General features: G+C 66.0%; 33 protein-coding genes. 13 read left to right on the top strand and 20 right to left on the bottom strand.

The window, feature by feature from the left end; translation table 11 throughout:
• Positions 1–31 precede the first annotated feature (31 nt).
• Together ASF51_RS17525 and ASF51_RS19475 are read left to right on the top strand one after the other, a co-directional pair.
• Positions 32–877, top strand: a complete 846-nt coding sequence (locus ASF51_RS17525; protein ID WP_055933017.1) for a CPBP family intramembrane glutamic endopeptidase — start codon at positions 32–34, stop codon at positions 875–877.
• Positions 861–1,646 (top strand): CPBP family intramembrane glutamic endopeptidase, encoded by a 786-nt coding sequence (locus ASF51_RS19475; protein WP_055933020.1) that lies wholly within the window; start codon positions 861–863, stop codon positions 1,644–1,646. Before ASF51_RS17525 ends, ASF51_RS19475 begins: the two co-directional genes overlap by 17 nt.
• An 11-nt stretch (positions 1,647–1,657) precedes the next feature.
• On the opposite strand, the gene ASF51_RS19480 is transcribed toward ASF51_RS19475, so the two are convergent.
• Positions 1,658–2,284, bottom strand: a complete 627-nt coding sequence (locus tag ASF51_RS19480) for a response regulator transcription factor (RefSeq protein WP_055933023.1) — start codon at positions 2,282–2,284, stop codon at positions 1,658–1,660.
• A complete protein-coding gene (locus tag ASF51_RS17540; protein WP_055933026.1) occupies positions 2,281–3,516 on the bottom strand; it encodes a sensor histidine kinase in 1,236 nt (411 codons plus the stop codon). Before ASF51_RS17540 ends, ASF51_RS19480 begins: the two co-directional genes overlap by 4 nt.
• A gap of 109 nt (positions 3,517–3,625) precedes the next feature.
• On the opposite strand from ASF51_RS17540, the gene ASF51_RS17545 reads away from it, so the two are divergent.
• The gene (locus ASF51_RS17545; protein ID WP_055933029.1) at positions 3,626–4,555 is read left to right on the top strand and encodes a CPBP family intramembrane glutamic endopeptidase; all 930 of its coding nucleotides are present in this window, start codon (positions 3,626–3,628) and stop codon (positions 4,553–4,555) included.
• A 126-nt stretch (positions 4,556–4,681) separates the two neighbouring features.
• Positions 4,682–5,245, top strand: coding sequence for a hypothetical protein (locus tag ASF51_RS17550; RefSeq protein ID WP_055933032.1), 564 nt, complete (start codon positions 4,682–4,684; stop codon positions 5,243–5,245).
• A gap of 114 nt (positions 5,246–5,359) precedes the next feature.
• Here ASF51_RS17550 and ASF51_RS17555 read toward each other — a convergent pair whose 3' ends face one another.
• From ASF51_RS17555 to ASF51_RS17570, 4 genes are all read right to left on the bottom strand, one after another.
• Positions 5,360–6,067, bottom strand: coding sequence for a hypothetical protein (locus ASF51_RS17555; RefSeq protein ID WP_055933035.1), 708 nt, complete (start codon positions 6,065–6,067; stop codon positions 5,360–5,362).
• Positions 6,060–6,434 carry a VOC family protein gene (locus ASF51_RS17560; protein ID WP_055933038.1) on the bottom strand — a complete coding sequence of 125 codons (375 nt, stop codon included), beginning with the start codon at positions 6,432–6,434 and terminating at the stop codon, positions 6,060–6,062. The genes ASF51_RS17555 and ASF51_RS17560 overlap by 8 nt, the downstream gene beginning before the upstream one ends.
• Complete coding sequence (locus tag ASF51_RS17565) at positions 6,431–7,246, bottom strand: alpha/beta hydrolase (RefSeq protein ID WP_055933041.1); 816 nt, start codon at positions 7,244–7,246, stop codon at positions 6,431–6,433. The genes ASF51_RS17560 and ASF51_RS17565 overlap by 4 nt, the downstream gene beginning before the upstream one ends.
• 104 nt (positions 7,247–7,350) lie before the next feature.
• The gene (locus ASF51_RS17570) at positions 7,351–7,728 is read right to left on the bottom strand and encodes a DUF1801 domain-containing protein (RefSeq protein WP_055933606.1); all 378 of its coding nucleotides are present in this window, start codon (positions 7,726–7,728) and stop codon (positions 7,351–7,353) included.
• Positions 7,729–7,890: 162 nt separating this feature from the next.
• Here ASF51_RS17570 and ASF51_RS17575 point away from each other — a divergent pair, with 162 nt between their 5' ends.
• On the top strand, positions 7,891–8,790 hold the full coding sequence (locus tag ASF51_RS17575; RefSeq protein ID WP_055933044.1) for a MerR family transcriptional regulator: 900 nt from the start codon (positions 7,891–7,893) through the stop codon (positions 8,788–8,790).
• A 15-nt stretch (positions 8,791–8,805) separates the two neighbouring features.
• Here ASF51_RS17575 and ASF51_RS17580 read toward each other — a convergent pair whose 3' ends face one another.
• Positions 8,806–9,654, bottom strand: coding sequence for an SDR family oxidoreductase (locus ASF51_RS17580; protein WP_055933047.1), 849 nt, complete (start codon positions 9,652–9,654; stop codon positions 8,806–8,808).
• A gap of 106 nt (positions 9,655–9,760) precedes the next feature.
• Here ASF51_RS17580 and ASF51_RS17585 point away from each other — a divergent pair, with 106 nt between their 5' ends.
• From ASF51_RS17585 to ASF51_RS17595, 4 genes are all read left to right on the top strand, one after another.
• Positions 9,761–10,354: a TetR/AcrR family transcriptional regulator gene (locus tag ASF51_RS17585; protein WP_200926159.1), complete on the top strand. Its 594-nt coding sequence runs from the start codon at positions 9,761–9,763 to the stop codon at positions 10,352–10,354.
• 24 nt (positions 10,355–10,378) lie between these two features.
• Positions 10,379–10,777, top strand: coding sequence for a DUF2256 and DUF3253 domain-containing protein (locus tag ASF51_RS17590; RefSeq protein ID WP_235497306.1), 399 nt, complete (start codon positions 10,379–10,381; stop codon positions 10,775–10,777).
• 132 nt (positions 10,778–10,909) lie between these two features.
• Positions 10,910–11,077 (top strand): hypothetical protein, encoded by a 168-nt coding sequence (locus ASF51_RS19485; protein WP_200926160.1) that lies wholly within the window; start codon positions 10,910–10,912, stop codon positions 11,075–11,077.
• Between the two features lie 145 nt (positions 11,078–11,222).
• Positions 11,223–11,519: a DUF2277 domain-containing protein gene (locus ASF51_RS17595; protein WP_055933053.1), complete on the top strand. Its 297-nt coding sequence runs from the start codon at positions 11,223–11,225 to the stop codon at positions 11,517–11,519.
• A gap of 8 nt (positions 11,520–11,527) precedes the next feature.
• Here ASF51_RS17595 and ASF51_RS17600 read toward each other — a convergent pair whose 3' ends face one another.
• The 4 genes from ASF51_RS17600 to ASF51_RS19625 are packed head-to-tail and all read right to left on the bottom strand — an operon-like array spanning position 11,528 to position 14,531.
• On the bottom strand, positions 11,528–11,854 hold the full coding sequence (locus ASF51_RS17600; RefSeq protein ID WP_235497307.1) for a type II toxin-antitoxin system PemK/MazF family toxin: 327 nt from the start codon (positions 11,852–11,854) through the stop codon (positions 11,528–11,530).
• Positions 11,855–11,868: 14 nt separating this feature from the next.
• Positions 11,869–12,114, bottom strand: coding sequence for a CopG family transcriptional regulator (locus tag ASF51_RS17605; protein WP_055933059.1), 246 nt, complete (start codon positions 12,112–12,114; stop codon positions 11,869–11,871).
• Between the two features lie 17 nt (positions 12,115–12,131).
• Entirely contained in the window at positions 12,132–14,003 is a 1,872-nt protein-coding gene (locus ASF51_RS19620; RefSeq protein WP_235497308.1) for an alpha/beta fold hydrolase, read from the bottom strand.
• 60 nt (positions 14,004–14,063) lie between these two features.
• Entirely contained in the window at positions 14,064–14,531 is a 468-nt protein-coding gene (locus ASF51_RS19625) for an NAD(P)-binding protein (protein ID WP_235497309.1), read from the bottom strand.
• Positions 14,532–14,601: 70 nt separating this feature from the next.
• On the opposite strand from ASF51_RS19625, the gene ASF51_RS17615 reads away from it, so the two are divergent.
• The 3 genes from ASF51_RS17615 to ASF51_RS17625 all read left to right on the top strand — a co-directional run bounded on the left by ASF51_RS17615 (position 14,602) and on the right by ASF51_RS17625 (position 16,925).
• Positions 14,602–15,231, top strand: a complete 630-nt coding sequence (locus tag ASF51_RS17615; RefSeq protein WP_055933063.1) for a TetR/AcrR family transcriptional regulator — start codon at positions 14,602–14,604, stop codon at positions 15,229–15,231.
• A 12-nt stretch (positions 15,232–15,243) separates the two neighbouring features.
• Entirely contained in the window at positions 15,244–16,101 is an 858-nt protein-coding gene (locus ASF51_RS17620; protein WP_055933066.1) for a 3-hydroxyacyl-CoA dehydrogenase, read from the top strand.
• Positions 16,102–16,310: 209 nt separating this feature from the next.
• On the top strand, positions 16,311–16,925 hold the full coding sequence (locus ASF51_RS17625; RefSeq protein WP_055933069.1) for a hypothetical protein: 615 nt from the start codon (positions 16,311–16,313) through the stop codon (positions 16,923–16,925).
• Between the two features lie 671 nt (positions 16,926–17,596).
• Here ASF51_RS17625 and ASF51_RS17630 read toward each other — a convergent pair.
• Entirely contained in the window at positions 17,597–18,031 is a 435-nt protein-coding gene (locus ASF51_RS17630) for a hypothetical protein (RefSeq protein WP_369797330.1), read from the bottom strand.
• Between the two features lie 165 nt (positions 18,032–18,196).
• Here ASF51_RS17630 and ASF51_RS17635 point away from each other — a divergent pair, with 165 nt between their 5' ends.
• Complete coding sequence (locus tag ASF51_RS17635; protein WP_055933075.1) at positions 18,197–18,778, top strand: TetR/AcrR family transcriptional regulator; 582 nt, start codon at positions 18,197–18,199, stop codon at positions 18,776–18,778.
• Positions 18,779–18,791: 13 nt separating this feature from the next.
• Here the strand turns inward: ASF51_RS17635 and ASF51_RS17640 are convergent, their stop codons facing one another.
• The 8 genes from ASF51_RS17640 to ASF51_RS17675 all read right to left on the bottom strand — a co-directional run bounded on the left by ASF51_RS17640 (position 18,792) and on the right by ASF51_RS17675 (position 26,184).
• Positions 18,792–19,658, bottom strand: a complete 867-nt coding sequence (locus ASF51_RS17640) for a CPBP family intramembrane glutamic endopeptidase (protein WP_055933078.1) — start codon at positions 19,656–19,658, stop codon at positions 18,792–18,794.
• 10 nt (positions 19,659–19,668) lie between these two features.
• The gene (locus tag ASF51_RS17645) at positions 19,669–19,863 is read right to left on the bottom strand and encodes a hypothetical protein (RefSeq protein WP_055933082.1); all 195 of its coding nucleotides are present in this window, start codon (positions 19,861–19,863) and stop codon (positions 19,669–19,671) included.
• On the bottom strand, positions 19,860–20,672 hold the full coding sequence (locus ASF51_RS17650; protein ID WP_082480566.1) for a MerR family transcriptional regulator: 813 nt from the start codon (positions 20,670–20,672) through the stop codon (positions 19,860–19,862). The genes ASF51_RS17645 and ASF51_RS17650 overlap by 4 nt, the downstream gene beginning before the upstream one ends.
• Positions 20,673–20,749: 77 nt before the next feature.
• Positions 20,750–22,651, bottom strand: coding sequence for an ABC transporter ATP-binding protein (locus tag ASF51_RS17655; protein ID WP_055933087.1), 1,902 nt, complete (start codon positions 22,649–22,651; stop codon positions 20,750–20,752).
• A gap of 68 nt (positions 22,652–22,719) precedes the next feature.
• Entirely contained in the window at positions 22,720–23,577 is an 858-nt protein-coding gene (locus tag ASF51_RS17660) for a helix-turn-helix transcriptional regulator (RefSeq protein WP_055933090.1), read from the bottom strand.
• 72 nt (positions 23,578–23,649) lie between these two features.
• Positions 23,650–24,399 carry an SDR family oxidoreductase gene (locus ASF51_RS17665; protein WP_055933093.1) on the bottom strand — a complete coding sequence of 250 codons (750 nt, stop codon included), beginning with the start codon at positions 24,397–24,399 and terminating at the stop codon, positions 23,650–23,652.
• A 134-nt stretch (positions 24,400–24,533) separates the two neighbouring features.
• Entirely contained in the window at positions 24,534–25,400 is an 867-nt protein-coding gene (locus ASF51_RS17670; RefSeq protein ID WP_055933096.1) for an LLM class F420-dependent oxidoreductase, read from the bottom strand.
• A gap of 34 nt (positions 25,401–25,434) precedes the next feature.
• Positions 25,435–26,184 (bottom strand): SDR family oxidoreductase, encoded by a 750-nt coding sequence (locus tag ASF51_RS17675; protein WP_055933100.1) that lies wholly within the window; start codon positions 26,182–26,184, stop codon positions 25,435–25,437.
• Between the last annotated feature and the right edge of the window lie 79 nt (positions 26,185–26,263).

Consider the following 26,263-nt stretch of genomic DNA (forward strand, 5'->3'; position numbering starts at 1 on the left):
GCGGTGCGTTTTCAGATGGAAGAATCGTCGGGTGAGTTCTGAGACCGAGGTAGTCGCCGGCCGTCCGCGCAGCATCTGGATGGCCCTAGCCGCCGTCGTGATCTACGTGCTCCTCGCTGCCGGGTTGGGCAACCTTCTCAGCGGACTCGTCGGTGACGATCAGCCGCAAGCACAGTTTGCCCTTGTGCACTTCATCCCCCTGGCCATCGCCATCAGTCTCCTTCTTCTGTTCCTTCGCTGGGCCAGCTGGGGAACGGATGTCTGGAGAGAGCGCCCCACGCCCACCCTCCGCCCACGCCGGTGGTGGCTGGTCGCTATCCCGGTGCTCGCGGTGGCCGCCCCCATCGCCGAACTCACCGAGGTGCCATGGGCGGAGACCAGTCTGGGGCTGATCGCGATCATCGCCCTCGGAACGCTGATGGTCGGCTTCGGCGAGGAACTCGTGATTCGCGGCATCCTGCTGACAGCCGTTCGCGCTCGGCACGGCGAGTTCGTGACCCTGCTCATCACCACCCTCGTGTTCGCCTTCGCGCACATTCCGGGCAGCATCATCGACGGGGTTCCTCCCGCTTACATCGCATTCCAGGTCGCAGGCCTCTCGACAATCGGAGCAACGTACTACTGGGTTCGCCGGGTCACCGGGCGCCTGTGGGCGGCCATGCTCGTGCATGCGTTTACAGACTTCGTGCTCTACCTCGGAGCCGGATCAGACACCCCGTCGACGTCTATGGCGGCCGACTATATGGCTCCGGACAGCGCGTTTCTGGGCACCGTCGGTGTACTGCTCTGGATCGCGCTCGCGGTCGGCGTCGTCAGTGTGATCCGAGAAGACCGCCGTGCCAAGCGACAGGAGAAGAATCGTGACAACGTCAACTGAGCACCGCTACCGCGTGCACCCCCGGGTCTGGATCGGGCTCGCCATCTGGGTGGGCTACCTCGTTCTCGTCTTCGCCGTGCAGAACCTCAGCGGCATCCCCTACGACGAATGGGGAGACAGCGCCGGCAATCTGTTCTTCGGTGCGGGGATCTCGCTCATCGTCGCCACCGTTCTGCTGGCGTTCACCACCAGTCTTCTCGGGTGGTGGCGTCCCGTGATGAGTGAACGCAGCCGCAGTCGTCACCGCTGGCCGATCTTCATCCCCATCCTGATGGCCGTCGCCGTGGTGCTCAACCTGGCGGGCACCGACTGGTCGGCATACAGCGGCGCCTTTCTCGCGGCATCCCTCGTTCTCGCCCTCGTCGGATTCACCGAGGAGATCGTGAACCGGGGGTTCCTTCTCGTCGGCTTGCGCACGCGGCTCAGCGAGGGATGGGTCTGGTTTCTGACCTCGTTCATGTTCGCCATCACGCACTTCATCAACATCGCGCTCGGTGCCGAGGCCGGCGGAACCGCACTCCAGGTCGTCTTCGCATTCCTGGCCGGAACCGTGTTCTACATCCTTCGACGCGTCACGGGCTCCCTTCTCTGGGCGATGCTGCTCCACGGCGCCTGGGACTTCTCCGTTTTCGCGGCCGGCGTCGGTACCCCGGGTGACATCGCGGCGATCGCGAACGTGCTCGAACCGCTCGCCGGCATCATCGGCCTGGCCTGTGTGGTCTTCGTCATCCGAGGCGCAGACGAGCGCATTCCCGCCCGACTCCCGTAGGCGACTGCCTGTTAAGGCCCCACCCCGCGCGCCAACCGCAGCGCCAGCGCCGTGCGGTCGGGCTCGCCGAGCTTGCGCAGCAGGGCCGACACCGTGTTCTTCACCGTGCCGTGCGCCAGGTGCAGGCGCGCCGCGATCTCGGCGTTCGGCAGGCCCCGGGCGACGAGGTCGGCGACGGCCTGCTCGGCGTCGGTGAGAACCGGATGCCTGTCGGCCGGTTGGGCAGGAACGAGCGCGGCCCGTGCGACGCGGGGGTCGAGAACGAGGCCGCCGTCGAGAACCTGGCGGATCGCATCCGTCAGCGCATCCGTCGAGATGTCTTTGAGTAGGAAGCCGGCGGCGCCCGCGTCGAGCAGCTCACGCACGAGGCGAGCGTCGTCGAAGGTCGTGAGCACGAGAACGGGCAGTCCCGGATGTGACGCCGCGCACTGCTTTACCAGTCCAAGCCCGTCGAGCACCGGCATGCGGGCGTCGGCCAGCACCACATCGGGCGCGAGCTCGGGGATCAGCGCGAGCGCGCGCATCCCGTTCTCCGCCTCGCCGACCACCTCGATGGCGGGGTCGGTCTCAAGGATCATGCGCAGTCCTCGCCGCAGCAGCTCCTGATCGTCGACGATCAGAACGCGGGCGGCGTTCACCGGGTGCCCCGCGCCGCGACGATTTTCGGCAGGGCTGCCTCGCCTGCGTCGGTCTCAGACGGTGCGGCAGCGGGCAGCGCGAGCGACAGGCGGAAGCCGGTCGGCGTCGGGGCCGCGTCGAGCGTTCCGCCGAGCGCGTCGGCTCGGGAGCGCAGGGAGCGGAGGCCGAACCCCTCGGTGACGGAGACGGTGCCAGCCGTGCCGGGCGAGGCCGCACCACGATCCTCGAGCACGGCATGCACGGTTCCGGTCTCGTCGACGGCGATCCGCAGCTGCGCGGAACTCGCATTCGAGTGCCGCACCACATTCGTCAGCCCCTCCTGCACGAAACGCAGCAGCAGCAGGGAACGCTCGTGCGTCAGCGCGGAGTCGTCGCCCTGGATCTCCACGCGGATGTCGATGCCCGTGCCCCTGAATGCCTCGGCCACCGCGCGGAACGCCTCCGCGTTGCCCAGCGTGCCCAGCTCGACGGGGTGCATCGCGCGCACGAGCCGGCGCATCGCATCCAGTGACTCGCCGACCTGCTCGCGGGCGTGCCGCAGTTCATCGCGCGCCGCGTGCGGGTCGTCGACGCGGGCGGCGTAGTCGAGCGAGAGGCCGATGGCGGTGAGGCGGTGCCCGAGGCCGTCGTGCAGCTCGCGCGCGGTGCGTTCGCGCTCCTCGGCGAGCACCAGGTCGCGGTCGGCGTCGAGACGTGCGCGCAGCTCGGCGTAGGCCGCATCCAGTCGCTGCAGCGTGTCGCCCAACTCGTCGTTCACCCGCAGGCTGTCGCGCAGGATCGCCGAGATCGCGGCCGCGATGCCGGCGAAGAACATCGCGCCGATCGCCTCGGTCACGAGCCGTTCGTCGGAGCTGCCGGCGGAGACGTGCAGCACGGCGACGAGCACAACAAGGGCCCCCGCGTAGCCCCACACGACGACCCCCGACGCGAACGTGACTCCGAGCACAAGGCAGGCCGCCCAGATGATGCCGTAGTACAGGGCACCGTCTCCGAGCATCATGGTTGCCGTGGCAACGAACGCGAAGGCGATCGCGGCCACGCGAGACCGCTGCGCTGAACGCCGCCACAGCGCCCAGATCGCGATCGCGGCGGCGAGCAGCAGCACGACCGTCACCGACGTCCAGAGCGGCCGCCGGTCGACCGAGTACAGCACCATCAGCACCGGACCGGCCAACCCGATGACCGCGGCGAGGTCGAGCAGAAGGGCGCGGCGGGTCGGGATGCTCGGCATATCCTTCAGCGTAGGCAGTCGGGCGGGCCCGCCGCACGTGACCCGGGTCACGATACGTCGTGACCGCGGGGGCGGGCCGGATGCCGGGCGGCTCCGTAGCGTGCTGAATATGAACACCGCACCCGTCGCATCCACCCCGCCTGATTCATCCGCTGCGCCCGCCGCGCCCGTCTCGTCTCCTCGTCTCGGACTCGGCCCGCTCGGAGTCGCCGTGCGCGTCGTGGTGGCCATCGGCATCCTGATGATCGCCAACCTCGTCGCGGGTCTGCTGCCTCTCGCTCTCACCGTCATCCCCGGCGCCGTCGAGACCTTCGGCGGGACGTCGCCGTGGGGCTTCGCCTTCGCCTTCGTGCTTCAGCTCTTCGTGCTCTGCATCGTCGTGCTCGCGGTGCGGTTCTGGATGCGGCGGGTCGAGCGCGCCCCGCTTCGCGCCGCCGGCTGGCGCTGGGGCAGGCGGTCGGTCGTGTGGCTGCTGCTCGGAGTGGTGGTCTCGGCGGGCAGCGCGTTCGCGGTCGTGGCGCTGCTTCCGTCGACAGGACCCGTGCTTGACGACTCGGCGTTCGTGGGCGACGAGTCGGTGACGCCGCTGATGGTCGCGCTGCTGATCGTCTACTACCTGGGCCTCGCGTTCATGCAGCAGGGCATTCCCGAAGAGTTGCTTTTCCGGGGCATGCTGCTGTGGAGTCTGCGGGAGCGCCCCGCGCTCGCGGTCGCCGTGACGACGCTCGCGTTCACGGTGATCCACCTCGTGTCGAACGGCGGGCAGCAGTCAGCGGCGGAGCATGTGCTCTACCTCGCACTGCCGCTCGGCTTCGCGCTGCTGGCGGTGGGACTGCTGCTCTGGACCGGATCGCTGTGGGCGGCGGTCGGGGTTCATGGAGGCTTCCATGTGGGGAACTACCTTGCGGTGGGGTTCCTGCCGCAGGTCGATTCGGTCACGTCGTGGCTTGCGATCGGCGGGGTGCAGGCGGTGGTCGGGCTGGCGCTGGTCGTCACGGCGCTGCGCCGTGGCAAGCGCATCCTGGATGGCGAGAGCTGAGCGTGCGCACAGCTGCCTCGCTTCCAACGCCCGTGAGCGGCACCTGTGATAGTTCTTAGGATGCGCGTCGAATCGCCGACGGGTGGCTGACCGACCGAACATCTATGGCAAGCGGGTTGATCGACGATGCTCCTGAATCTGAATGAATTCCTCCTCGGTGTTGCGGGCGTCGCTTCGACCCTGATCGGCACGTTCATCGTCGGCGTCTTCTTCTACATCGATACAGATCTGCACCGCATGATGATGTCGTCGGATGCGGCCGACCGTTACCTGCGTTCCGGAGTGCGCTGGGTTTTCATCATCTACACCCTGCCGCTTTTCATGTCGCTGGCGCTCGCGGCCTTCGAGCCGATCTGGGGCGCCGTGACGTTCATCGCTCTGGGTCTGCTCGTGGTGGTCACCACAATCGATACGGGCTGGCGAATGCTGCGGCGGGGAGGATCCGGTAACTCCATGACCCTCGTGGTCAATCAGTGGGCGTGTACTGTGGCCGTCGTTGTGCTCGTGGCCCTTCCGTGGATCATCGGAGGATGGGTGCCGCCCGCGACGGCGTACATCCCCTCGCTTCTCATCGCGCTCGCTGCCGGCTTCGCCAGCACGGCGGCACTGATCATGACGCAGTTCGACGCGACCGCAGCAATGGCCGCTTCGCGCGAGGACGACGACGAGCCGGCCGGTCCTCGGCACTAGGGGTGTCGGTACGGGCGGCGGATGCTCGGGGGCTGGGCTCCGACGTCCTCACTCGAGAAATGGTTGGCCTCGCACACAGCCTTTCGTTTTGATGCGTGGTCGCCATCCGTCGAATCACGTATCCGTGTTTGACCGCTCAGTATGGAGGAAGCGGCGCAGAGCCGCGTATCGGTACTCCTGGTAGAGGCCGTGGAGAACGGCCAGAAGTGCGGCCGTTCCCAGCCCGATGAGGATCGACGGGGTGGATTGCTCCGTGGACTGAACGACGATGATCGCGACGCCCGCGCCCGCCACCATCGAGTTCACCACCGCGATGGCGGTGGCCGTCGTGAAGAACACTCCCACCCATGATCGCCGACGTCCGATGGGCAGCATCTCGTTGGGCGCGTGGGGTCCGATAGGGCGGGGGAAATACTTCGCAGCCCCCGGAAGGATCGTTGTGTAGACGGCTCGAATGCGCTGGATGGAGTCAAGGGCCGCCACGTCTTCGAGGGAGGTCTCGACGAGTCGTTCGTACGTGAAGATGCCGAGAAGAAAGACGACCGGGATGATCACCATCAGGAATCCCAGCGCGTAGGCGGTCTGGGCGAGGAAGCCGAAGGCGACAAGGCTGCTCGACAGGGTCGTGAGATACAGGGCGGCTCGGCTGCTCGCCTCGCTCACCGTGATGCTGCGCGCGGACTCGAGCACGAAATGCTCGTTCATCAAGGCGCTGTAGAACGCGCCGGCGCGGTCCGTCAGCGCCGCGATCGCCTCGTCCGCAGTCGGCAGATCCGCCGACGAGGACGCGGGTGGTTCCGGGCGGACCCCCTCGTCAGTCATGGTCGACGACCTCCTGCCGAACAGAGAACAGATTGCCGAACGGGTCGAGCAGCTGACACAGCCGTTCTCCGGTGAACACGGTCTTCGGGCCACGGTGGGCCGTGGCCCCATGTGCGGTCCACCCTTCGACGAACGCATCCACATCGGCAACCGTCCAGTAGGGACTGGTTCCCGAAGGCCCCGGGGAGTTGAACTCGTCCTTCTCGTGCAGCGTCAGCCTCGTGCCGTCGAGATCGAACGCCGCGAGTGCTCCGCCTCGCACTACCGGCTGCCGTTGCAGCCGCTCCGAATACCACTCGACGGCTGCATCGAGGTCGTCGACGAAATAGAAGACGTTCCCGACGCCGGCGAACTCCACGCCGGTCATGCCGAGAACACGCCCTCGAGAAAAGCGAGAGACGGTCCGATGGCCGCCGACAAATACCCCTCGGCATGATGGGTGCCCGGGATCAGCTGCAGTGTTGTGGCGATGCCGACATTCGACAGGGCTTCCTGCATGGCGCGAGCATCGCTGACCGGCACGAACTCATGCAGTGAGTTCGCGAGAAAGACCGGGCCGCCCTGAGCCGATACGTGTCGCGTGGTCGACGCGGCTTCCAGCAGACTGCGGTCACCACCCACCTCGTTCAGGATGGTCCACCGCAGGAACGCGTCGTTCGGGCCGGTCTGGTTGATGTCGGCGCTCTTCAGCGCATTCAGGTCTTGTGAAGTCGGTGTCGCCGGCAGGTCGTCCGTCGCCTCCACGATGCCCAGGAGATCGAACATCCCCGACCAGCTCACCGCGGGCCTGCCCGTGGCCATGCTGGCCTCCACGACGAGATTGCCGCCCGCCGACCCGCCGAAGAATGCCAGCTTGCTGCGATCGAACGACCAGTCCGATGCGAGAGCCCACTTCGCTGCTGCCTGCACGTCGTCTCTGCTGGCCGGGAACGTGGCATCCGGCGCCTCGCGATAGTTCGGCGCGAAGACGATGTAACCGGCGTCGACCAGCTTCGTCGCCAGCGACAGCTCTTTGCTCTTGTCGCCCCGAAACCACCCGCCGCCGTGCACCAGCACGATGGCTGCGCGCTCGCGGTCGGCATCGTCGGAGATGCTCCTGTCGTACACGTCGAGCAGCAGGGGCGTCGACCCCACGACTCCATACTCGACGTCTCGGTTCACTGATGGCGCGTCGGACATGGGTGGCCTTCCTCTCGGCTGGCAGCGGTTGCGGCGTTGAGACGAGCCTAGAATCCGACCTCGCTGTGGGCCATGGCCCTGCTGGGGTCACCTAGGGCAGCGGCTCAGCCTTTCGGAGCAGTGTTCAGCGCCGCCGCCGCGCGGATCACGGCCTGGAACGCCTCCGCATCCACCGTGTCGCCCTCGTGCAGATCGATCGCCCGCCGCACGCCCGCGCCCACGGCGAGCAGCCCCTCGGGATCGGGAAGCGCCGAGCCCTTCGGGAACGTGAACTTGACCTTGTCTTTGTAGGTCTCGCCGGTGCAGATGAGCCCGCCGAGACTCCAGGTCGCGACGCCGAGCGGATTCGAGGGCTTCACCCATTTGGTCTCTTCAACGATGTCGGGCTCGGCCTCGAGAATCAGGTTCCGGATGCGCGAGAGCATGTCACCGCGCCAGTCGGGAAAGGCGGCGATGATCTTGTCTACGTCGGGTGATGGCATGCAACGACTGTAGCCACGCCTCGACAACGGGGTCGAGCTCTTCTGGCGCACGACCTTCGTCGATCCGACGTCGCCGTCGGTCTGAGTGAGGTCGACTTGCTCCTGCCGTAGCGTCATGTGGTCTTCTTGAATAACGTTCCATCCCGCTCCGAGAGGTATGCCATGCACCCGTTCCCGACCCCGCCCCGTCAGGTTCCGATCGGCGACGCCGCGGCGTTTGTCGGCATCACTCCCCGAGCGATCCGTCACTATCACCAGATCGGCCTGCTCCCGGAGCGCGAGCGGGGCAGCGACGGTCGCCGCCGGTACGGCTACGCGGAGATCATCCGGCTGCTCTGGATCCGCCGCATGGCCGACGCCGGGATCGCCCTCGAGGACATTCGCGGCGCGTTCGACGGTGCCGCACCAAGCGGTGCCGACGGTGAGGACGAGGTCGCAGGCGTGCTCGCACGGCTGGAGGACACTCTCGCCGCGCAGGAGGCCGAGCTGCAGCGGAAGCGGTCATCGGTGCAGCGAATGCGCACCCTGGGCAGTCGGTTGGGACTGCTCGACGATCTCGTCTCCGGCCGCCTCGAAGGCGCGCCCGAGGGCTCGCTGCGCCAGGACGACCTCGACGTGCTGCTGGTCACCGAGCGGATCTTCGGTCCGCTCGGCGCCGTCATGCAAGCCGGCCGCTTCGTCGCCCTGGCCGCCGATCCGGCACTGCGAGCAGCATCCGACCGCGTCGACGCCGCCGAGGAGGCCCTCGACGACACGGTCGCCGTCGACGACCCCCGGGTGGAGCAGGTGGCGGCCGAGCGGAGCGCCTTCGAGACCGCGCTGATGCGCGTCATCGAGGAGTCCGGTCAACTGGAAGAGGACGACGCTATCTTCGACGCGTGGGATGAGTCGCACCCGCCTGAGGGCGCCGACACCGCGCCCGTCCCCGACCCGGCAGAGGGCTCGCGCGCCAGGAGCGCGGCGGAGATCATCCGGAGTATGCCCTACGACTTTTCCCCGGCCCGCCTGCGCAGCATGGAGCTGGCGGTGCAACTCGGTGCGCCGGCGGCGCTGGAACACTGAGTGGGCCGGAAATGACTACCCGCGACGAATCGGCGCCTCGACGACCGGAACCTCGGCGGCCCCGCGGCGCGCCGGGTCGGTGACTCGATGCATGATCGTCGCCGTCGCGCGTCGGCTCAGCAGCCGGATGGGCGTCACGCCCATGCGGTTGCCGCGCCCGTCGATCACGCTCGGGCCGGGGTTCCGTCGCTCCAGGTGGGACAGCGCCGTGGCCACCACGTCGGCCGCCGTGCGCATGCGCGCGCCCGCGGTGGCGTCATCCGTGCCGACGACGGCGTTGAACTCGGTGCTCGTCGCACCGGGCGAGAGCGCGAAGACGGTGACTCCGGAGCCCCGCGTCTCGGCCCAGAGCGACTCGGTGAAGCTCAGCACGAACGCCTTCGCTGCGCCGTACACCGCCATCCGCGGGGTGGGCGCGTAGGCGGACATGCTGGCGACGTTGATCAGAAATCCCTGGCCCGCCTCGAGCATGCGGGGCAGAAACGCGGAGCTGAGCTGAACCGGAGCGCTGACGTCGACGGCGATCTCGCGGCTGAGTCGCTCGGGCTCCTCGCGCGCGAAGTCGCCGAACGTGCCGAAGCCGGCATTGTTGATGAGGCCCGTCACCCGCAGGCCGGCCTCGGTGATCGCAGACGAGAGATCGATCGCTGCCGAGGGGGATTCGAGGTCCTGAACTATCGCGGTGATGGTCACGCCGTGGGCGGCCTCGAGTTCGGATGCGATTGCGGCGAGCCTGTCTCGACGTCGTGCGACCAGCACGAGGTCGGCGCCGCGGGCGGCCAATGCCCGCGCGAAGGCTGCGCCGATACCCGAGGACGCGCCGGTGATCAGCACGGTCTGCGTGCGGTAGTCGATTGCGGGCATGGGTGGCTCCAATGAGTGAACGGCCGGTCGCGATCCGCGAACGCATCGACAACCTATGCCTAGCTGGCACTCAGTGTCAACCAGGCATCTGGGCTACACTCGACGGGTGAGCATCGAAACGAGCCTGTGGCAGCGGTCGCGCCGTGCGGCCTACGAGGAGATCACCGGCGTCGCGATGGGCCTGTTCCTCGAGCAGGGCTTCGAGCAGACGACGATCGACCAGATCGCGTCGTCGGCCGGCATCTCCCGGCGGTCGTTCTTCCGATACTTCGGCACCAAAGAAGACATCGTGCTGGGTGATCTGGCCAGCCAGGGCGAGCTCGTCACGGCAGCGCTCGAGCAGATTCCGCCCACGGTGGGTCCGTGGGAGGCCCTGCGCGAGGCTCTCCACGCGGTCGACGCGCTCACCATCGACCCCGAGGTCACCCTGAAGATCGCCCGCATGATGTACCAGACGTCGTCGCTGCGATCCCGCAGCATCGAGAAGCATCTGCACTGGCAGGCTCTGCTGGTGCCCGACATCCGGCGGCGTCTGGGCATAGCCGAAGACGACGTGACGAATCCGGCACCGGCCGCGATCGTGGCGAGCGCGATCGCATGTCTGGATGCCGCGGGCGAGGTCTGGGTCGAGGGCGACGGTCTCGCAGACCTCGCCTCGCTCTACGACCAGGCGGTGGCGGGAGTGCGCGGCACATCCTGACCGTGCCAGGCGCACAATGGACACGTGCCACACCGTCAGTCCGCCCCGCAGAACGAGCCGCACGAGAAGATGTGCGCATCCTGCGGCCGGCCGATGCAATGGAGAGCGAAGTGGGCCCAGAACTGGGCCGAGGTGAAGTACTGCTCCGACAGCTGTCGGCGCCGTGGCGTGACCGAGACCGACAGGCGGCTTGAGGCCACCGTCGTGAGGCTCGTGTCCGAGGGTCAGGATGCGCCCGTCACCCCGGAGCTCGTGGCCCGAACCGCGGCGCCCGATGACTGGCAGCCGCTCTACGAACCTGCTCGCCGCGCCGCACGCCGGCTCGCGCACCGCGGCGAGGTCGACATCGTGCAGAACGGTCATTCCGTCGACCCGGGCTCGGTGCGCGGGCCGTTCGCCATTCGCGCAGGTCAGCGCCGCTGATCCATCGCCTGATTCGGCCGGAGAGCGCGGCGCCGAGATCGCTGGACAACTAGGCCCCGTTGGATGAGGATCGACACGAAACCGCGCAGCACCGCTGAACGGATCCACTTCACGGAAAAGAAGGAGCAAGTCATGGCCGATCTCGAAACCCAAGCAGCGATCTCCGAGGCACGCAAAGCCGCAAGTGCCGCGAGCTACGACATCCAGAAACTCCCCGAGGATTCCGTCGAACGCCAGGCGCTCCACAACCTCCTCACCGCCGTCGACTACCTGATTCAGGCCGCAGACGCATCGGAGTGAGGCGTGCGGCGGCGCGACCATCGTCGGCGAACTACCCCTCCGCACGCTTCGGCACGCGATTCCGAGCTTTCCGACCATGAGCGAGGCCTGGCTCGAACTGAGGTGAAACGCGCCTTCCTGTCGGCTGAGGAGTAATCTCGCTCGCATGTGCAGGAACATTCGAGTACTCCACAATTTCGAGCCGCCGACCACCGACGATGAGGTGCACGAAGCGGCGCTGCAGTTCGTGCGCAAGGTCAGCGGATCCACGCACCCCTCTCGCGCGAACGCCGACGCGTTCGAGCAGGCCATCGAGGAGATCGCGGAGGCGACGCGGCGACTGCTCGACGGCCTGGTGACGAACGCTCCGCCCAAGAGCCGTGAGCTCGAGGCGGTCAAGGGCCGGGAGCGGCACGAGAAGCGAATGGAACGAGAGGTCCGCATCCGCACGGCCAGTGCCTAGGGCTTTGCCTACACCCCGGTGACGAGCCGGATGCCTGCGGCGATCTTCGCGAGCACGTAGGCGGGCAGATGGCCGACAGGGTCCGGTTCAATGAACTCCCGGCTGACGGGGCCGAGTTGCGAGACGACCGCCACCGAATCCTTCTCCAAGCCGGAGGCCTCTACCGGCACCAGAACGTTGCCGGGGAACCCCTCCAATGCGATGTTCGAGGTCAGCGGAACGACGAGAACGGTGCCGATCTTCGACGCCAGCAACCAGTCTTCCTGCATGACCACGCTGGGGCGGATCTTCGCAGGCTCGGAGCCGCGAGGCATCCCGAAATCGACCCAGACCACGTCTCCGTGCGCGATTACCACTCCGTGCCCTCGAGAATGGTCCGCTCTGACTCACGGAGGAAGGCGCCGTCTCCGGCCGGTTGTCCGGCGCGCGCGATGGTGGCATTCGCAAGGGCGGTCAATTCGGACTCCCCCTCGAGCTCTGCGGCGAACTTCTCGCCCGCCAATCTATAGAACTCGGAGCGGTTCATGCCGTGCCGCGCTGCGATGCGCTCGAAGCGCTCGAAGTCGCCATCAGGAAGAGAGATCGCCGTCTTCATGCACTAAGTATAACCAGTCATACCCCGACCGCGTCGAGGAGCCTGTCGAGGGTCGAGGCGAACTCCTCTGCACTCTCGATCTGAGGCATGTGCCCCGCGTCGGCGAAGACGGCGACCTGGGCCTGAGGCAGCGCCGCACGAGCGGCAGCGAGATGAGAGAAGGGCAGGATGCGGTCGCGCGCGCCCCACACGAGCAGCACGGGCCGGTCGTGCGCCGCGATCCGCGACAGCAGCGCCTGCCGCCACAGGGTCGTGATTCCCCGGAGGGTGCCGAGCTCGCGGGCGATGTCGAGCGTCGTGCGCGCGTGCCCCTGCCGCTGCGATAACCGGAACCCGCGCGCGATACGCGCATCCGTTGCGTGTTTCGCATCGGCGAACACCGCCCGCACGGCAGCCCTGGCCGTGCCGAGCCGGGGTCGCGCCAGCAACTCTCCGAGCAGTGGCACCGTTAGCAGGCGCAGGGCGAGGGTGACCTCCGAGCCGAAGCCCGCGCTGTCGACCAGCACCAGCGCCGAGACGCGGTCGGGGTGCTCTGCGGCGAACTGCATGGCCACCGCTCCTCCGAGCGAGTTGCCCACGACGGGGATGGCGTGGGTCACCCCGACCGAGTCGAGGAACGCAGGAAGCACTGCGGCGAGCCGCTTCAGCGTCGCCCGGCCAGGCAGTCGTTCCGAGTAGGCGAATCCGGGCAGATCGAGGCTGTACACCGTGTGGCGCGGGGAGAGCAGCTCGTGCTGCTCGTTCCAATCGTCGAGGCTCTGACCGATGCCGTGCAGCAGAAGCACCGCGGGCCCGTCGCCGGTCACCCGATATCGGATGCGTCGGCCCTCGACCTCGACGCTGGCCATGCCCGGTCGATCGAGCAGCACCCGTCGTTCGCCGTCGCCCGGCCGCTCCAGGCCGGGCGGCGTGCGCTCACCCGCGAAGCCGAATCGCACAGAGTCCGTCACTCGTCCGGTGCGCAACAGCACGAAGTCGCGCACATAGTTCTGGTGCAGGCGCCACGGCGTGCGTTCTCCCTGCTTCGGCAACGATCGGATGCTGCGGCGCACGTATCCCGCAGCCAGATCGATCAGCGGGGTGAGCTGGCCCGAAGTCACGACGGAGTCGGCGCGAGGCGTGACGCTCGAGTACCCGTGCCGGTCCATGAACCTGAGCAGCCTCGCGACGTAGTGGGCCACGAGGTCTGCCTTCAATGTCCAGGAGGCGTTGGTGTAGCCGATCGTCATCGACAGGTTGGGCACGCCGGCCAGCATCATGCCCTTGTAGGCGAGCGTCTTCGACACGTCGACGTCGCGCCCGTCGACGACCAATCGCATCCCACCGAGGTAGAGCAGGCTGAGGCCCGTGGCGGTCACGATGACGTCGGCGTCGAGATGTCCGCCATCCACCAGGTCGATTCCGTCGGGGGTGACCCGGTCGATGCGGCCGGTCACGATGTCGGCCTTGCCGCGGCGGATCGCAGAGAAGAGGTCGCCGTCGGGGATCGCGCACAGGCGCTGATCCCACGGCTCGTAGGTGGGAGTGAGGTGCGGGTCGATCGCGAAGTTCGCCGGCAGTCGTTGCGCGGCGGCCTTGCGCAGGATGCCCTTCATCGCCTCGGGTCGACGGCGGGCGAACTGGTAGATGAGTTGCGAGCGGCCGATGTTCTTCGCCCGCACCAGCGCGTAGGCGAGGCGCTCGGGCATCCGGCCCCTCAGCCTGTCGGCGAGGCGGTCGACCGACGAGACCGAGGCGATGTACGTGGGGGAGCGCTGCAGCATGGTGACATGCTCGGCGCGTTCCGCCATCGACGGCACGAGAGTGACCGCGGTGGCTCCGCTGCCGACGACCACTACGCGGCTGCCCGCGTAGTCGAGGTCGGCGGGCCAGTTCTGCGGGTGGACCACGCGGCCGCTGAACGACTCGAGCCCGGGCAGATCCGGCGTGTAGCCCTGGTCGTAGCGGTACTAGCCGGAACACACCTGCAGGAACGAACACGTGATGGTGACCGTCTCGCCCTGTCGGTCGCCCTGCTGGTCGCTCTGCGTGAACTCGGCACCGGGGGGCGTGCGCACCACGGTGAGGGTCCAGAGCGAGTCGGCGCTCGACCAGGATGCCGAGACGACACGGTGGTTGAGACGGATCGCGGGCTCCAGCCCTTCGTCGGCGACGGTCGAGGTGATGTACTCGCGGATGGCGTCGCCGTCGGCCAGCGCTCGCGAGTCTCGCCAGGGGCGGAACGAGTAGCCGAGCGTCGACATGTCGGAATCCGAGCGCACGCCGGGGTAGCGGAACAGGTCCCAGGTGCCGCCCACCGCATCGCGGGACTCGAGGATCAGAAACGTTTTGTTCGGGCAGTCGCGCTTGAGGATGCTCGCGGCGCCGATGCCGCTGAGGCCAGCGCCCACAACCACCACGTCTGCGTGAACCACCATGACGACCACTCTACTCGACGCGGTGTCGAGTTAGTCAACACGGTGTCGAGAGAACTGCTAGCGTGGAGTCATGGCCGAACGATCGCGACGTGCATCCCGCCCCTCCGGCGACGACCGGCAGGAGGCGATCCTCATCACCACGGAGGCGCTGCTTCAGTCGCGCGACTTCGACAGCCTGTCGATCGACGAGCTGGCGAAGGGCGCCGGCATCTCTCGCCCGACCTTCTACTTCTACTTCGCCTCGAAAGAGGCGGTGCTGCTCGCCCTTCTCGACCGGGTCATCCGGCAGGTGGAGGATCGAGTCGCAGCGCTGTCGCGCGAGTTCGAGGCCGACCCCGCCTCGGCCTGGCGTCGATCGATCGCGGCCTTCGTCGAGGTCTTTTCCGAGCACCGCGCTGTCGCGACGGCCGCCATGGCGGTGCGCTCGCGCAATGCCGAGGTGCACGATCTCTGGTCGCGCTCGATGCTGAGCTGGGTCGATTACACGGCCGAGGTCATCGAGGCCGAACGGACCCGCGGGGCCGCGCCCATAGGCATCCATGCTCGTGATCTCGCCGCATCTCTGAATCTCATGAACGAACGTGTGCTGCTCGCGGCGGCCACCGGCGAGCATCCGGCCGTGACCGCCGGCGCCGAACTCGACGTTCTCGTCGACGTGTGGGTGCGCAGCATCTACGGCGTCATCCCCGTTTCCAACTAAAGGAGCACCACCATGCAAGCCATTCAGAACGTCACCGTCATCGGCACCGGAGTGCTCGGGTCGCAGATCGCGTACCAGGCCGCCTTCCACGGATTCGACGTGACGGCGTACGACGTCACCGACGAGGCGCTCGATCACGCCCGCACGCGCATCGCCCAGATGGCACCGGTGTACGTGGCCGACAAGGTGGCCGGAGCCACCGCGGAGTCGACCGAAGCGGCGGCCAACGGCATCCGGTATTCGAGCGACCTCGCCCAGGCCGTGGCCGATGCCGACCTCGTGATCGAGGCGGCGCCGGAGAGCATCGACATCAAGCGCGACCTCTACCAGCGGCTCGCCGAGGCGGCTCCGCAGAAGACGATCTTCGCCACCAACTCTTCGACGCTGCTGCCCAGCGACCTGAAGGACTTCACCGGGCGCGCCGACCGCTTTCTCGCCCTGCACTACGCGAACCAGGTCTGGCGGCAGAACACGGCTGAGATCATGGGCACGACCGATACCGATCCGGATGTCTACCGCTCGGTGGTCGACTTCGCCGAACGCAGCGGACTCGTGCCCATCGAGCTGAAGAAGGAGAAGGCGGGCTACGTTCTGAACTCCCTGCTGGTGCCGCTGCTCAATGCCGCGGCCGGCCTCGTTCTTCAGGGCATCGCCGACCCGGAGACTGTCGACAAGACGTGGCGCATCGGCACGGGAGCGCCCGTCGGACCGTTCCAGATCTACGACGTCGTCGGCCTCACGACGGCCTACAACATCGCGTCGGCGAACCCGGATCAGGGATCGCAGGCCTGGGCCGCCTACCTCAAGACGAACTTCATCGACCAGGGCAAGCTGGGCGTCGCGACGGGTGAAGGGTTCTACCGGTACTAGGCCTCAGCTCTAGTGGGCGTCGCCGGCGTCGCCTACGCAACGACAGCGCGTCGAGCTCGAAAGAAATCGGCACCGGTAGCCCAGCCACTGTCTCCGACAGAAGAAAGTGCCGCTGAGGGATCCCCTACGGGCGCAGAAGCTGCGTGCGCAAGTGACCAAAGAGGAACCGCGTGAAAAACCGCCTGAGCGTGCTCGCGGTAACCTGACGCATGGCTCTCACCACGGCACATCCTGGGGTCGTCCGCTGGCGCAGAATGCTGTGGATCACTGACCCTGACGCGCAGGGCGCGAAGCGCCCGCCAGAGGGACCGCCTCGGCGCAGTGGCAGCCTGTGGGCGTACTTGATCGTCGCCGGGGTGTTCACGCCGGTTATCTTGCTGCCGATCTACGTGCCGTGGAAGGTTCAGCAGCTTCTGGGCGGTTGGGTGCCGGGGGCTGACTCCGGAACGGGCTTCAAGGGGATTCTTTGCGCCTCCGCCCTGATAGTGCTTGTCGTGATCGCCTTCTTCACGTATTGGAAACCCGCGAAACCCATTCAAGGTGTGCTCGCTCGCACGCGAGTCGCCGTAGGTGTGTTTGCCGAGGTCGGTGTTGAGGTAGATGATGAAATGCCGTGGGCCGATCTCTGGAACCTCGCGGACGCAATCCAGACGCTGAATGATAAGGCGACGGAAGAGTTCGTGGCACGCGAAGCGGGGGACCGCGCTGAAGCATCCCGGATCCGCTCCAGCGTCGAGACGCAAATCGTTCGCGCGAGGCGGGCGGCTCGGAAGCTCGGTGTTGAACCCGACCTCAGTTTCTTCGACGACGCACCGACTTCGTAGTGCGGACTGGACCTCGCTTCTCCAAGAGGACACGACCGCCGAAACAACGACTAAGTGCCCGGAAGACGATTCCCAATCGGGCACTCGGTCTGAGCTCAGCGACTAGGCCCCGCTCACCGCTTCCTCATCTTCCGCGATCACGATCGCCCTCGCGACCTGGACATCGATCTATCAATGCTCAATGTGACTGCGACTCCGACGCTGACGACAGCCTGAACGCAGAGAGCAGCCACAACTATGAATTGGCGGTCGCCTGGCAGGGGAAGTGGGAGGTTGTACACAAGGGGAAGTGCCAGAGCCTCAGCTGCACCACTGATCACGAATATCCCTATCGAGGCAATGCCGATTTTGGCCATAGCCGGCCATCGCACTTTTCGCAGCATCAGCTGGACAAGGCTCACGGCACCTGCTGAGATGGCAGCCGCTGCAAGTCCAAATAAGACAAGGTACTCGAGCAGGAGGATTACGCTGAAGCCCGCAAAACTCCAGTCCTCGGAAGTCCATCGGGAAGCGCTCGCCCCGAATGCCGCGAACGCGATCCCGACGCTTGACGCGAAGGTCGCGAACGCCCAGGCAACGGCGACCGAACTCCGACTCGGAGCCCATTCTCGACTACGGGTTTCCACTTGCGGCCTCAATCCTGTGCATGCCAGTTAAAGAGATGACCGTCCCTAAGCGGCGACCGGGGTCTTTTTCGGCCAGAGGGTGTAGCCAATTGCCCGAACGAGTTCCACGGCGGCGATTATGCCGAGGATGCCAAACATCGAGGTTAGCGCTGCTGAACGTTGTGGATCACTGGCGATGGCAATGAGTAGCCAGAGAACGCCTGCTGCGATTGCGAGTGCGATGCCCGTTCGCACCACGTCCCGCCAGCATTCTGCCGTGTAGGCCGATTCGTATCGTTTCGTCGGGGCGGGGCCGTCGGCGAAACGGTGGGCGAAACGAGTATCCGCCCATTGGATCATTTTGTGGCCGTAGGCGACGGAGACGCCCAAGTAGATCGCGGCGAGACCGTGCGCGAATGTTGCGGTCGATCCGCGGCTCAGGTCGATCGCGTTCGCAGCCAACAGGATCAGATCAAGTACCGGCGTGAGTGCTAGCAGCACAAGCCCGAGGCGTCGCCTTTTCAGAGGGTAGCGAGCGATGAGGCCAGCCAGGATGACGACCCAGAAGCCGACCTCGCAGGCGATGATGATGGCGAGAATGTCAGGGCTCCTTGTCGGTACGGTCGTGCTACCAAAAAACTAGCACGACCGTGCTAATGTCGACAAATGCCGCGACTGATAGACCGTGGCCAACGGAAGATCGAGTTGGCTGAAGCGGTCTGGCGCGTTATCCGGGAACGTGGGATCGGCGCGGTGTCCGTGCGAATTGTCGCCGAGGAAGCGGGCGTGGCTGTCGGTTCACTCCGACACCTGTTCCCCAACCGGGCGGGACTACTTCGTTATTCGGCGGAGCTGATGGCTCAACGCGCAACGGAGCGCATACGCGGCCTCGCACCGGCCTCTGACCCCATCACGCAGGCCGAGAACATCATCCGAGAACTACTGCCGTTGACGCCAGACAGTCGCACTGAGCTCGAGGTGAACCTCGCCCTCATCGCAGAGACTCCCGCTCTGCCGGAGCTATCGGATGTGCGCGATGCCGCCACCGCGGAGTTGTTTGGAGTGTGTCAACTGATAGTCGCTGGGCTGCAGGGCGGGCCACGGCCGACTCAGGAGCTCGTCGCACGGAGGCTCCATGCTCTTCTCGACGGGGTCGCTCTTCACCTACTGACGCAGCCCGCCGGTTCCGACATAACGTGGGCAACGCAGATTATCAGGGCCGAGATCAAGCACATCGCAGCCAGCTGAGGAGGGTGCCACGCTACCCGGCCAGGAGAGCGACTCCGACAGCCCACCCGTTCGCGAAGACGTGAACGATGACGTTGGCCGTCAGATTCCGGTATCGCCACCACATGATGCCGAGAAATAGCCCGAACGAGCCTTGAACGACAATGACGCGTGCGACGTCGATGAAGAAGTCGCCTGTCCCATGCGAACCGAGATGCATGAGCGCGAACGCGAGGGAGGCGATCACGATTCCCGACCATGCCCCGAGCCCAGCTTCCAGCCGGGTCTGAAGCCACCGTCGGTAGAAGAGTTCCTCGCCAACTCCTGCTGTCAAGGCAGTAGCGACCGCAGCAGTGACAACGACAGCTGGATCCAGACCTGCAATCGCGAAGGTTGGATTCCACGGTGCGACCTGCGACAAAACGGTCCAGATCACGATCACGATCGCCGGGGCCCACCACCGCGCAGCGCTCTTGTCGAAGTCGATGTGCACACCTCGGCGGACCAGAAGCAGGACGACAGCGGGAAGGATGATGAGAAGGATGAGCTTTCCGAGAATGTACAGCTCACCTTGAAGCGGAATCATCGCGCAAGCTAACGGGAAGAGCGCGGCAAGCACCAGCAGGACCACCGTCGTGATGACAAACGGTCGCCGTTCTCTCACGACCGAGGTGCGCGGACGCGAACGCCGTGGGATCAGAAGAACCAGCGCAATTCCCACCGCCGATGGGAGCAGCGTCACCCAGTACGAGATTGCCTCCGCGCCGGGATCCGACGAGACCGCGGTACCCAAGGGCGAAACGATGAGCAAAGCCGTAAGACTGACGGCCCAGAGAACGGCCCCAGTGATCACCACCCAGAAGCCGAGCGACCGGGATCCTCGAATCGAACGTGGCAGCATTCAATCGACCCTAATGGTCGCGCCACGCAATGAGGGAGACGCCTCCGATGAGCACGATCCATGCAATGCCGTGAAGCAGCAACGGGACCGCAATTTCGCTTGAGACCGTCGCGAGCAGGCCGTCTCGGAGCCCAAGCCAGGCGATGAACACGACGACCAGACCGATTCCGCCGACAAGGCTTGCAAGCCTTTTCGTCTTGCTCATCGGGAGACCGTAATCGACACCTCGACGGTGTAATCATCCTCGCTCTGCCCCAGGACGGTCTGCCTCACCTCTACATCACCAAGACTGAGATCGCGATCCGCAATCGAGTCGAAGAGCCCGACTATTGCGGGGTGGAGCGAGCCGTCTGGCAGTTCCTCGCCCTCGACCGGTCGCCATGTCGCCACCAGCTCGGTGCGGGACGGCAGCATTCCAGAGAAACTTTCTGGACCGCAGGCGCTCTCAGGCACCGAGGAGAAGGTGGGCCAGCAGCACACGAGCTCAACGGTTCCCCGGTCGCCAGCGCGTAAGGCGGTCCAGAACTGGCCAGATGGCCCGAGCCCTGAGCCGTGAAGCTGCGCAAACAGTGCGCTGAACACCTGGTTGGCGTCCTCGTTTGACACTGCGTCCACGTCGTCGACGGAAACGATGATGGCCTGTCCCAGAAATGGTTGGGCCGGCATCGTCCGCTCGCTGACGTTCACCGGAACCGCGAGAGCACGCAACACACCTGCCGCAGTGGAATAAGCCTGATCCTCGCTCTCACGCTGCTCAAGGACGCGCCGACGATGATCCACGAGGACACGTTCGGCCCCACCCGAAGCTATTGCGTCGGATACGGCAGGCAATGGAACTCCGGCACCCCGAAGGGCCTGGATCACGACTCCTGCGCGCACCTGCGCTTCCGAGTAACGGCGATATGCCGACCGTTCATCTATATCGGCTGGCACCAGCACGTTCTTCTCGTCGTAGTGACGAAGTGCCTTTACGCTCAACCCGGTCAAACCTGCAAACTCACCAATTCCCAACATGAGTCAAGCATCACGTGTCCCCTAAGAGGAGAGTCAACCTGGGTGTTGAGAGACGACTTTTTGTCTGGGCTCAGTGCCTACGCCCCGCTCACCGCTTCCTCATCTGCCGCAACGTCCTTCTGCACTGCGAACTGCGTGCGGTGCAGCTCCTCGTAACGCCCTCCCGCAGCGAGCAGTTCGTCGTGCGTGCCGCGCTCCACGATCGAGCCGTCCTCGACCACCAGGATCATGTCCGCGCTGCGAATAGTCGAGAGGCGGTGCGCGATCACCATCGCCGTGCGTCCCTCGAGCGCCTCGCTAAGCGCTGCCTGCACGGCGGCCTCCGACGTCGAGTCCAGCGCCGCCGTCGCCTCATCGAGAATCACGACGCGCGGCTGAGCGAGCAGCAGCCTCGCGATGGTCATCCGCTGGCGCTCGCCGCCGCTCAACCGGTAGCCGCGCTCTCCCACCATGGTGTCCAGCTGATCCGGCAGCGACCGGATGAGCGGCTCGAGCCGTGCGCGACGCACGGCGTCCCACACGTCGTCGGCGGATGCATCCGGCCTCGCGAGACGCAGATTGGAGAGGATGGTCTCGTGGAAGAGGTGGCCGTCTTGGGTCACCATTCCCAGGGTGTGCCGCAGGGAGGCGAACGTGACGTCGCGCACATCCATGCCCGCGAGGCGCACGGCGCCGCTATCGACGTCGTACAGGCGCGAGAGCAGCTGCGCGATCGTCGACTTGCCGGCACCGGACGTGCCGACGAGGGCGACGGTCTGCCCCGGCTCGATCCTGAACGATATGCCGTGGAGTACCTCTTCGCCGCCGCGGGTGTCGAGGGTCGAGACCTCCTCGAGGGATGCGAGCGACACCTTGTCGGCGGACGGGTACGCGAAGCGCACATCGTCGAACTCGACCGACACCGGGCCTTCGGGCACGGATGCGGCGTCGGGCTTCTCCTGGATGAGCGGTTCGAGATCGAGCACCTCGAAGACGCGCTCGAAGCTCACCACGGCGCTCATGATCTCGACTCGGGCGCTTGCGAGGCCGGTCAACGGAACGTAGAGGCGGGTGAGAAGGAGCGCCAGGGTGACGACGTCACCGGTGTCGAGCTGGCCGGCGAGCGCAAGGAAGCCGCCGAGCCCGTACACGAGCGCGAGGGCGAGAGCGGAGACGAGCGTCAGCGCGGTGACGAAGATGAACTGCAGCGTCGTCGAGCGCACTCCGATGTCCCGCACACGGGCGGCGCGCACGCGGAATTCCTCGGCCTCCTCGTCGGGCCGGCCGAACAGCTTGACGAGGGTGGCGCCGGGGGCCGAGAAGCGCTCGGTCATCTGCGTGCTCATGGCGGAGTTGTGGTCGGCTGCCTCGCGGCGCAACGCGGCGAGGCGACTGCCCATGCGACGCGCGGGGATCAGGAAGATGGGCAGCATGATCACGGCGAGAACCGTCACGAGCCAGGAGGTGCTGAGCATCACGATGAGGGTGAGGATCAGCGCCACGAGGTTCGTGACCACGCCGGACAGTGTGCCGCTGAAGGCCTGCTGGGCGCCGATCACATCGTTGTTGAGGCGGCTCACGAGGGCGCCCGTTCGTGTTCGGGTGAAGAACGCGATCGGCATCTTCTGCACGTGGTTGAAGACGGCGGTGCGCAGATCCAGGATGACGCCTTCGCCGATGCGCGACGAGAACCAGCGAGTCACGAGTGACACGCCGGCGTCGGCCACGGCCACGAGGGCGATGACGACGGCGAGCCACACGATCGTGTTGACCGCGCCCCGGGCGACGATGACGTTGACCACCTGGCCGGCGAGCACCGGAGTCGCGACCGCGAGGAAGGCGCCCACGACGGAGAGCGCGATGAAGGTCAGCAGCTTGGCCCGGTAGGGCACCGCGAACGTCAGGATGCGCCGCACGGACTCACGCGAGAAGCCGTGCTTATTGTCTTTGGCGCTCGAGATCTTGTACAGCGAGCTCCAGGCAGCGCTTTCCATGCTCATGGCGATTCCTTCCGGGGGACCATGCCAACCTACGTGACCGGTCCCGCTCCGGATTTCAGCCGCTCGGATTACTGAGCGGGGGTCGAGTCAAGAGACGACGTCTGCCGGCCGAGAACCTTGAGCAGGTCGATTTTGCCGCGACTCGTCGATCCTGGACGCGTAGTCAGGACGACGAGACTTTGGGAGTGATTCTCGGTGAAGAGCACCTGACCGTCCACCTCGATCGGCCCGAGTGCTGGATGGAGGATGGTCTTGCAGTCGTCGTATCGGTGAGCAACCTCCTGGAGGTCCCACATACGCACGAACTCGGGACTCTGCCTGTTCAGTTCCGAAAAGATGCGCTGGGCCCGCGCCGTATCGCTTCCCGCAGCCATTGCGGCCCGCAGACGAGCGGCATGGGATCGGCCGTGTTGTTCGTGGGTGTCCGCAGGGTAGATCGAGCGCTCCTCCGGGTCGAGAAACCATCGGAGGTAGCCACTGCTGTTCAGGCCGGTGAAGCGGGTCTGGTCTCCGAGGAGGGCGGCGGCGAGGGGGTTCATCGCGAGGGTTTCGAGCAGATCGGTCTGTACCAGGCACGGGGTGTCGACAAGGCTGTCCAGCACTCCGAGCAGGGCGGGGCTGACATGATCGCTGCGCTCGAAGCGTGTCGGCGCGTTGTGGCCGGCGAGAACGAACAGGTGATCGCGCTCGTCGAGAGTCAGCCTGAGCGCGCGCGCGAGCGCGGCCGTGATCTGCGTCGACGGGCGCGGTGCGCGCTGCTGCTCGAGCTTGGCGTAGTAGTCGGTAGACATTCCGGCGAGTTGGGCGACTTCTTCTCGCCGGAGTCCGGGTGCCCGTCTTCTCGGACCTTCGACCATACCCACGTCTCGTGGGCTCAGGAGCTCACGTCGCGCGCGCAGAAAGGAGGCGAGTTCCTCTTTGTTCATGAATCCATCCTCGCCGCTCGCGCGACGGCTATCCAGAGACCAGCGATGCACCCCTACGCGAGGGGTAGCTGCTCAGATGCTGCTGAAGGTGGTCAGGAGTTTGTCGTACGAGCCATTCGCAAGGGCGTGACGAATGGGCTTGGCGGCGTCGACGACGAGTTCTCGTGCCTCGGGGTCGTCGCGCAGCAGGCCCAGGAGTTCGGTGAGGAAGTCCTCCAGGGGAAGGGCGTGTTCGTTGTCCCGCTGGTCGAGAAGATCGGTGCGAACGCCCGGAGGAACGATTTCGATGACCTGGATGCCAGTGGCTGCGTTCGAGAGCTGGACGCGAAGGCTCTCGGTGAACGAATGCAACGCGGCCTTGGTGGCGTTGTAGGTGGGTGTTACCGGATACGGAACGAAAGCAAGCGATGACGTGACGTTGACGATTGCGGCATCGGCTTTGCCTGCCAGGAGCGGCAGGAGGGCGTACGTCAACCGGATGGTGCCGAGCAGGTTGATGGCGATGTGCTGCTCTGCGATGCCGACGTCGGCCGGGTCGAGCAGATCCTCCTTCAGCATGATGCCGGCGTTGTTCACGAGCACGTTCAGGTGCGGGTGACTCTTCTCGAGCTGGGCGCGGGCGCGGGCAATGGACTCCGGATCGGCAACGTCGAGCTCGATGCCGTCGATTCCCGGGTGCTCGGTCGTAATCGCCTCGATTAGCGCTTTGCGTCGCCCGGCAATGATGACCTTGTTGCCGCTGGCCTGCAGGCGCAGAGCGAGGCCGAGGCCTATACCGGAGGTTCCGCCCGTGATGAGAATTGTGTTGCCTGTGAGGTGCATGGTGTGAACTCCATTTGTTTCAGTGTGACGGGCTCGACGGAAGCCTCGTCAGTCACGCTATGTGAGGTGGTGAGGGGCAGGGAGAGAAGGTTTATCCACGGACAAGGAATCCACGGACCGGTTGGTCGCAGCCGTCAGCTCAGTGCAGCAGCATCGTCCGATACAGACGCGAGCAGGTCGAGCGCCTCGAACGGCCGCGGGGTCGCAGCGGCGAGATAGAGCACCGAGAAGCCGAGCTCGTGTGCATCCTCCATCGTGCCGAGCAACTCATCGCGACTGGTCGTGGGCGTGATGCTCATTGTCGTCGTCTTCTGCACGGTGGCGAAGTCGCGGCCCACGTCATCGCAGTGCCGTTGCAGCACCTCGAGTTTGTGGAGCGTGTCGTCGGCGACCCTGAGGTTGCACGCGTCTGCATACTGGGCGACGAGGCGCAGAGTCTTGCGTTCGCCGCCGCCGCCGATGAGGAGGTACGGCCGCGGACGGGACAGGGGCGCGGGCGCGCTCAGCGTTCGGGTCAGTTGGTAGTGCTGCCCGTCGTACGGCCCATCAACCTCGCCCCACATCTGCAGACAGATCTGCACTGTCTCTTCGAGCCTCTCGAAGCGTTCCTTGAGCGGCGGCAGATGAAGGCCGAGTCCTGATGCCTCGTCTTCATTCCAGGCTGCCCCGATGCCCAGACCCGCTCTTCCGTTGCTTAGGGTGTCGAGCGTGGCCACCTGCTTGGCCAGCAGGCCCGGTGACCGGTAGGTCACACCGGTCACCAGGGTATGCAGGAGAACTGACTCGGTTCGACCGGCCAGAAACCCGAGCAGCGTGTAGGCCTCCAGCATCGCGTTCTCGACGGGCCCGTACATGCTGACCTGCCAGACATGGTCCATCACACTGATGCGTTTAGCTCCCCCCTGTTCGGCCGTCTGCGCCAGCCGCGCGATGGTCTGCGCAAGCTGGGCGGGCGGGGTGTCCTGCTGGGTGAAGTTGGCGAGGTGAAATCCGAGGTCCATGGTGAGGCTCCTGCCTAATACGTCTGAGCGCGGCTCAGAGCGCGCCGCTCAACATCTCGAGAACCTGCGGGTAGCTTCCGTTCGCGGTGGCCTGGCGCAGGAAGGCGACGTTCTGCACGGTGATTTCGTGCGCATCCGGCTGGCTGGTGATGAGCTCCATCACCTCGTCGAGGAATGCCTCGAGCGGCATCGCGATCGGCGACTCCGACTGACCCGGCATGAGTTCCGTCTGAACGGCCGGCGGGACGAGCTCGATGACCTGCACCGACGTGTCGGCGAGCTGCACCCTCATGCTTTCCGTGAAGGAGTGGACGGCGGCTTTGGAAGCACTGTAGGTCGGGGTGAAGGGCAGGGGCACGAACGCGAGGCCCGATGACACCGTGACCACAACCGGGTCGGTGGCCTGCTGCAGGAACGGAAGGAATGCCGCGAACAGTCGGATCGGTCCGAGCAGGTTCGTCTCGATCGTGAGCTCGGCCGTCGAAAGGAAGGATGCGTCGTGCAGGTTCTCCGGCTGCTGGATGCCGGCCATCGGGATCAGCACATTGAGGGCGGGGTGACGCTCGGTAACCGTTTCGAACGCAGCTGCGATGGAGGAGGGATCAGTGATGTCGATCTGGACCGAGTCCAGTCCGGGGTGCTCAGCCACGAGGCTGTCGAGCAGCTCCGCGCGGCGTCCGCCGATGATGACGGTGTTGCCGAGGGCCTGGAACCTGAGGGCGAGGCCGAGGCCGATGCCCGAGGTCGCGCCGGGGATGAATATGGTGTTTCCTGTTGTCTTCATGAGATTGAGTGTGCTCGGGTGCGCGAGAGTGCGGCAGAGTGCGCTTATCCACGGACTGGCATTCCTAGCTTCCAGACCT

It is taken from the genome of Agreia sp. Leaf283 (assembly GCF_001422485.1).
Lineage (GTDB): Bacteria > Actinomycetota > Actinomycetes > Actinomycetales > Microbacteriaceae > Agreia.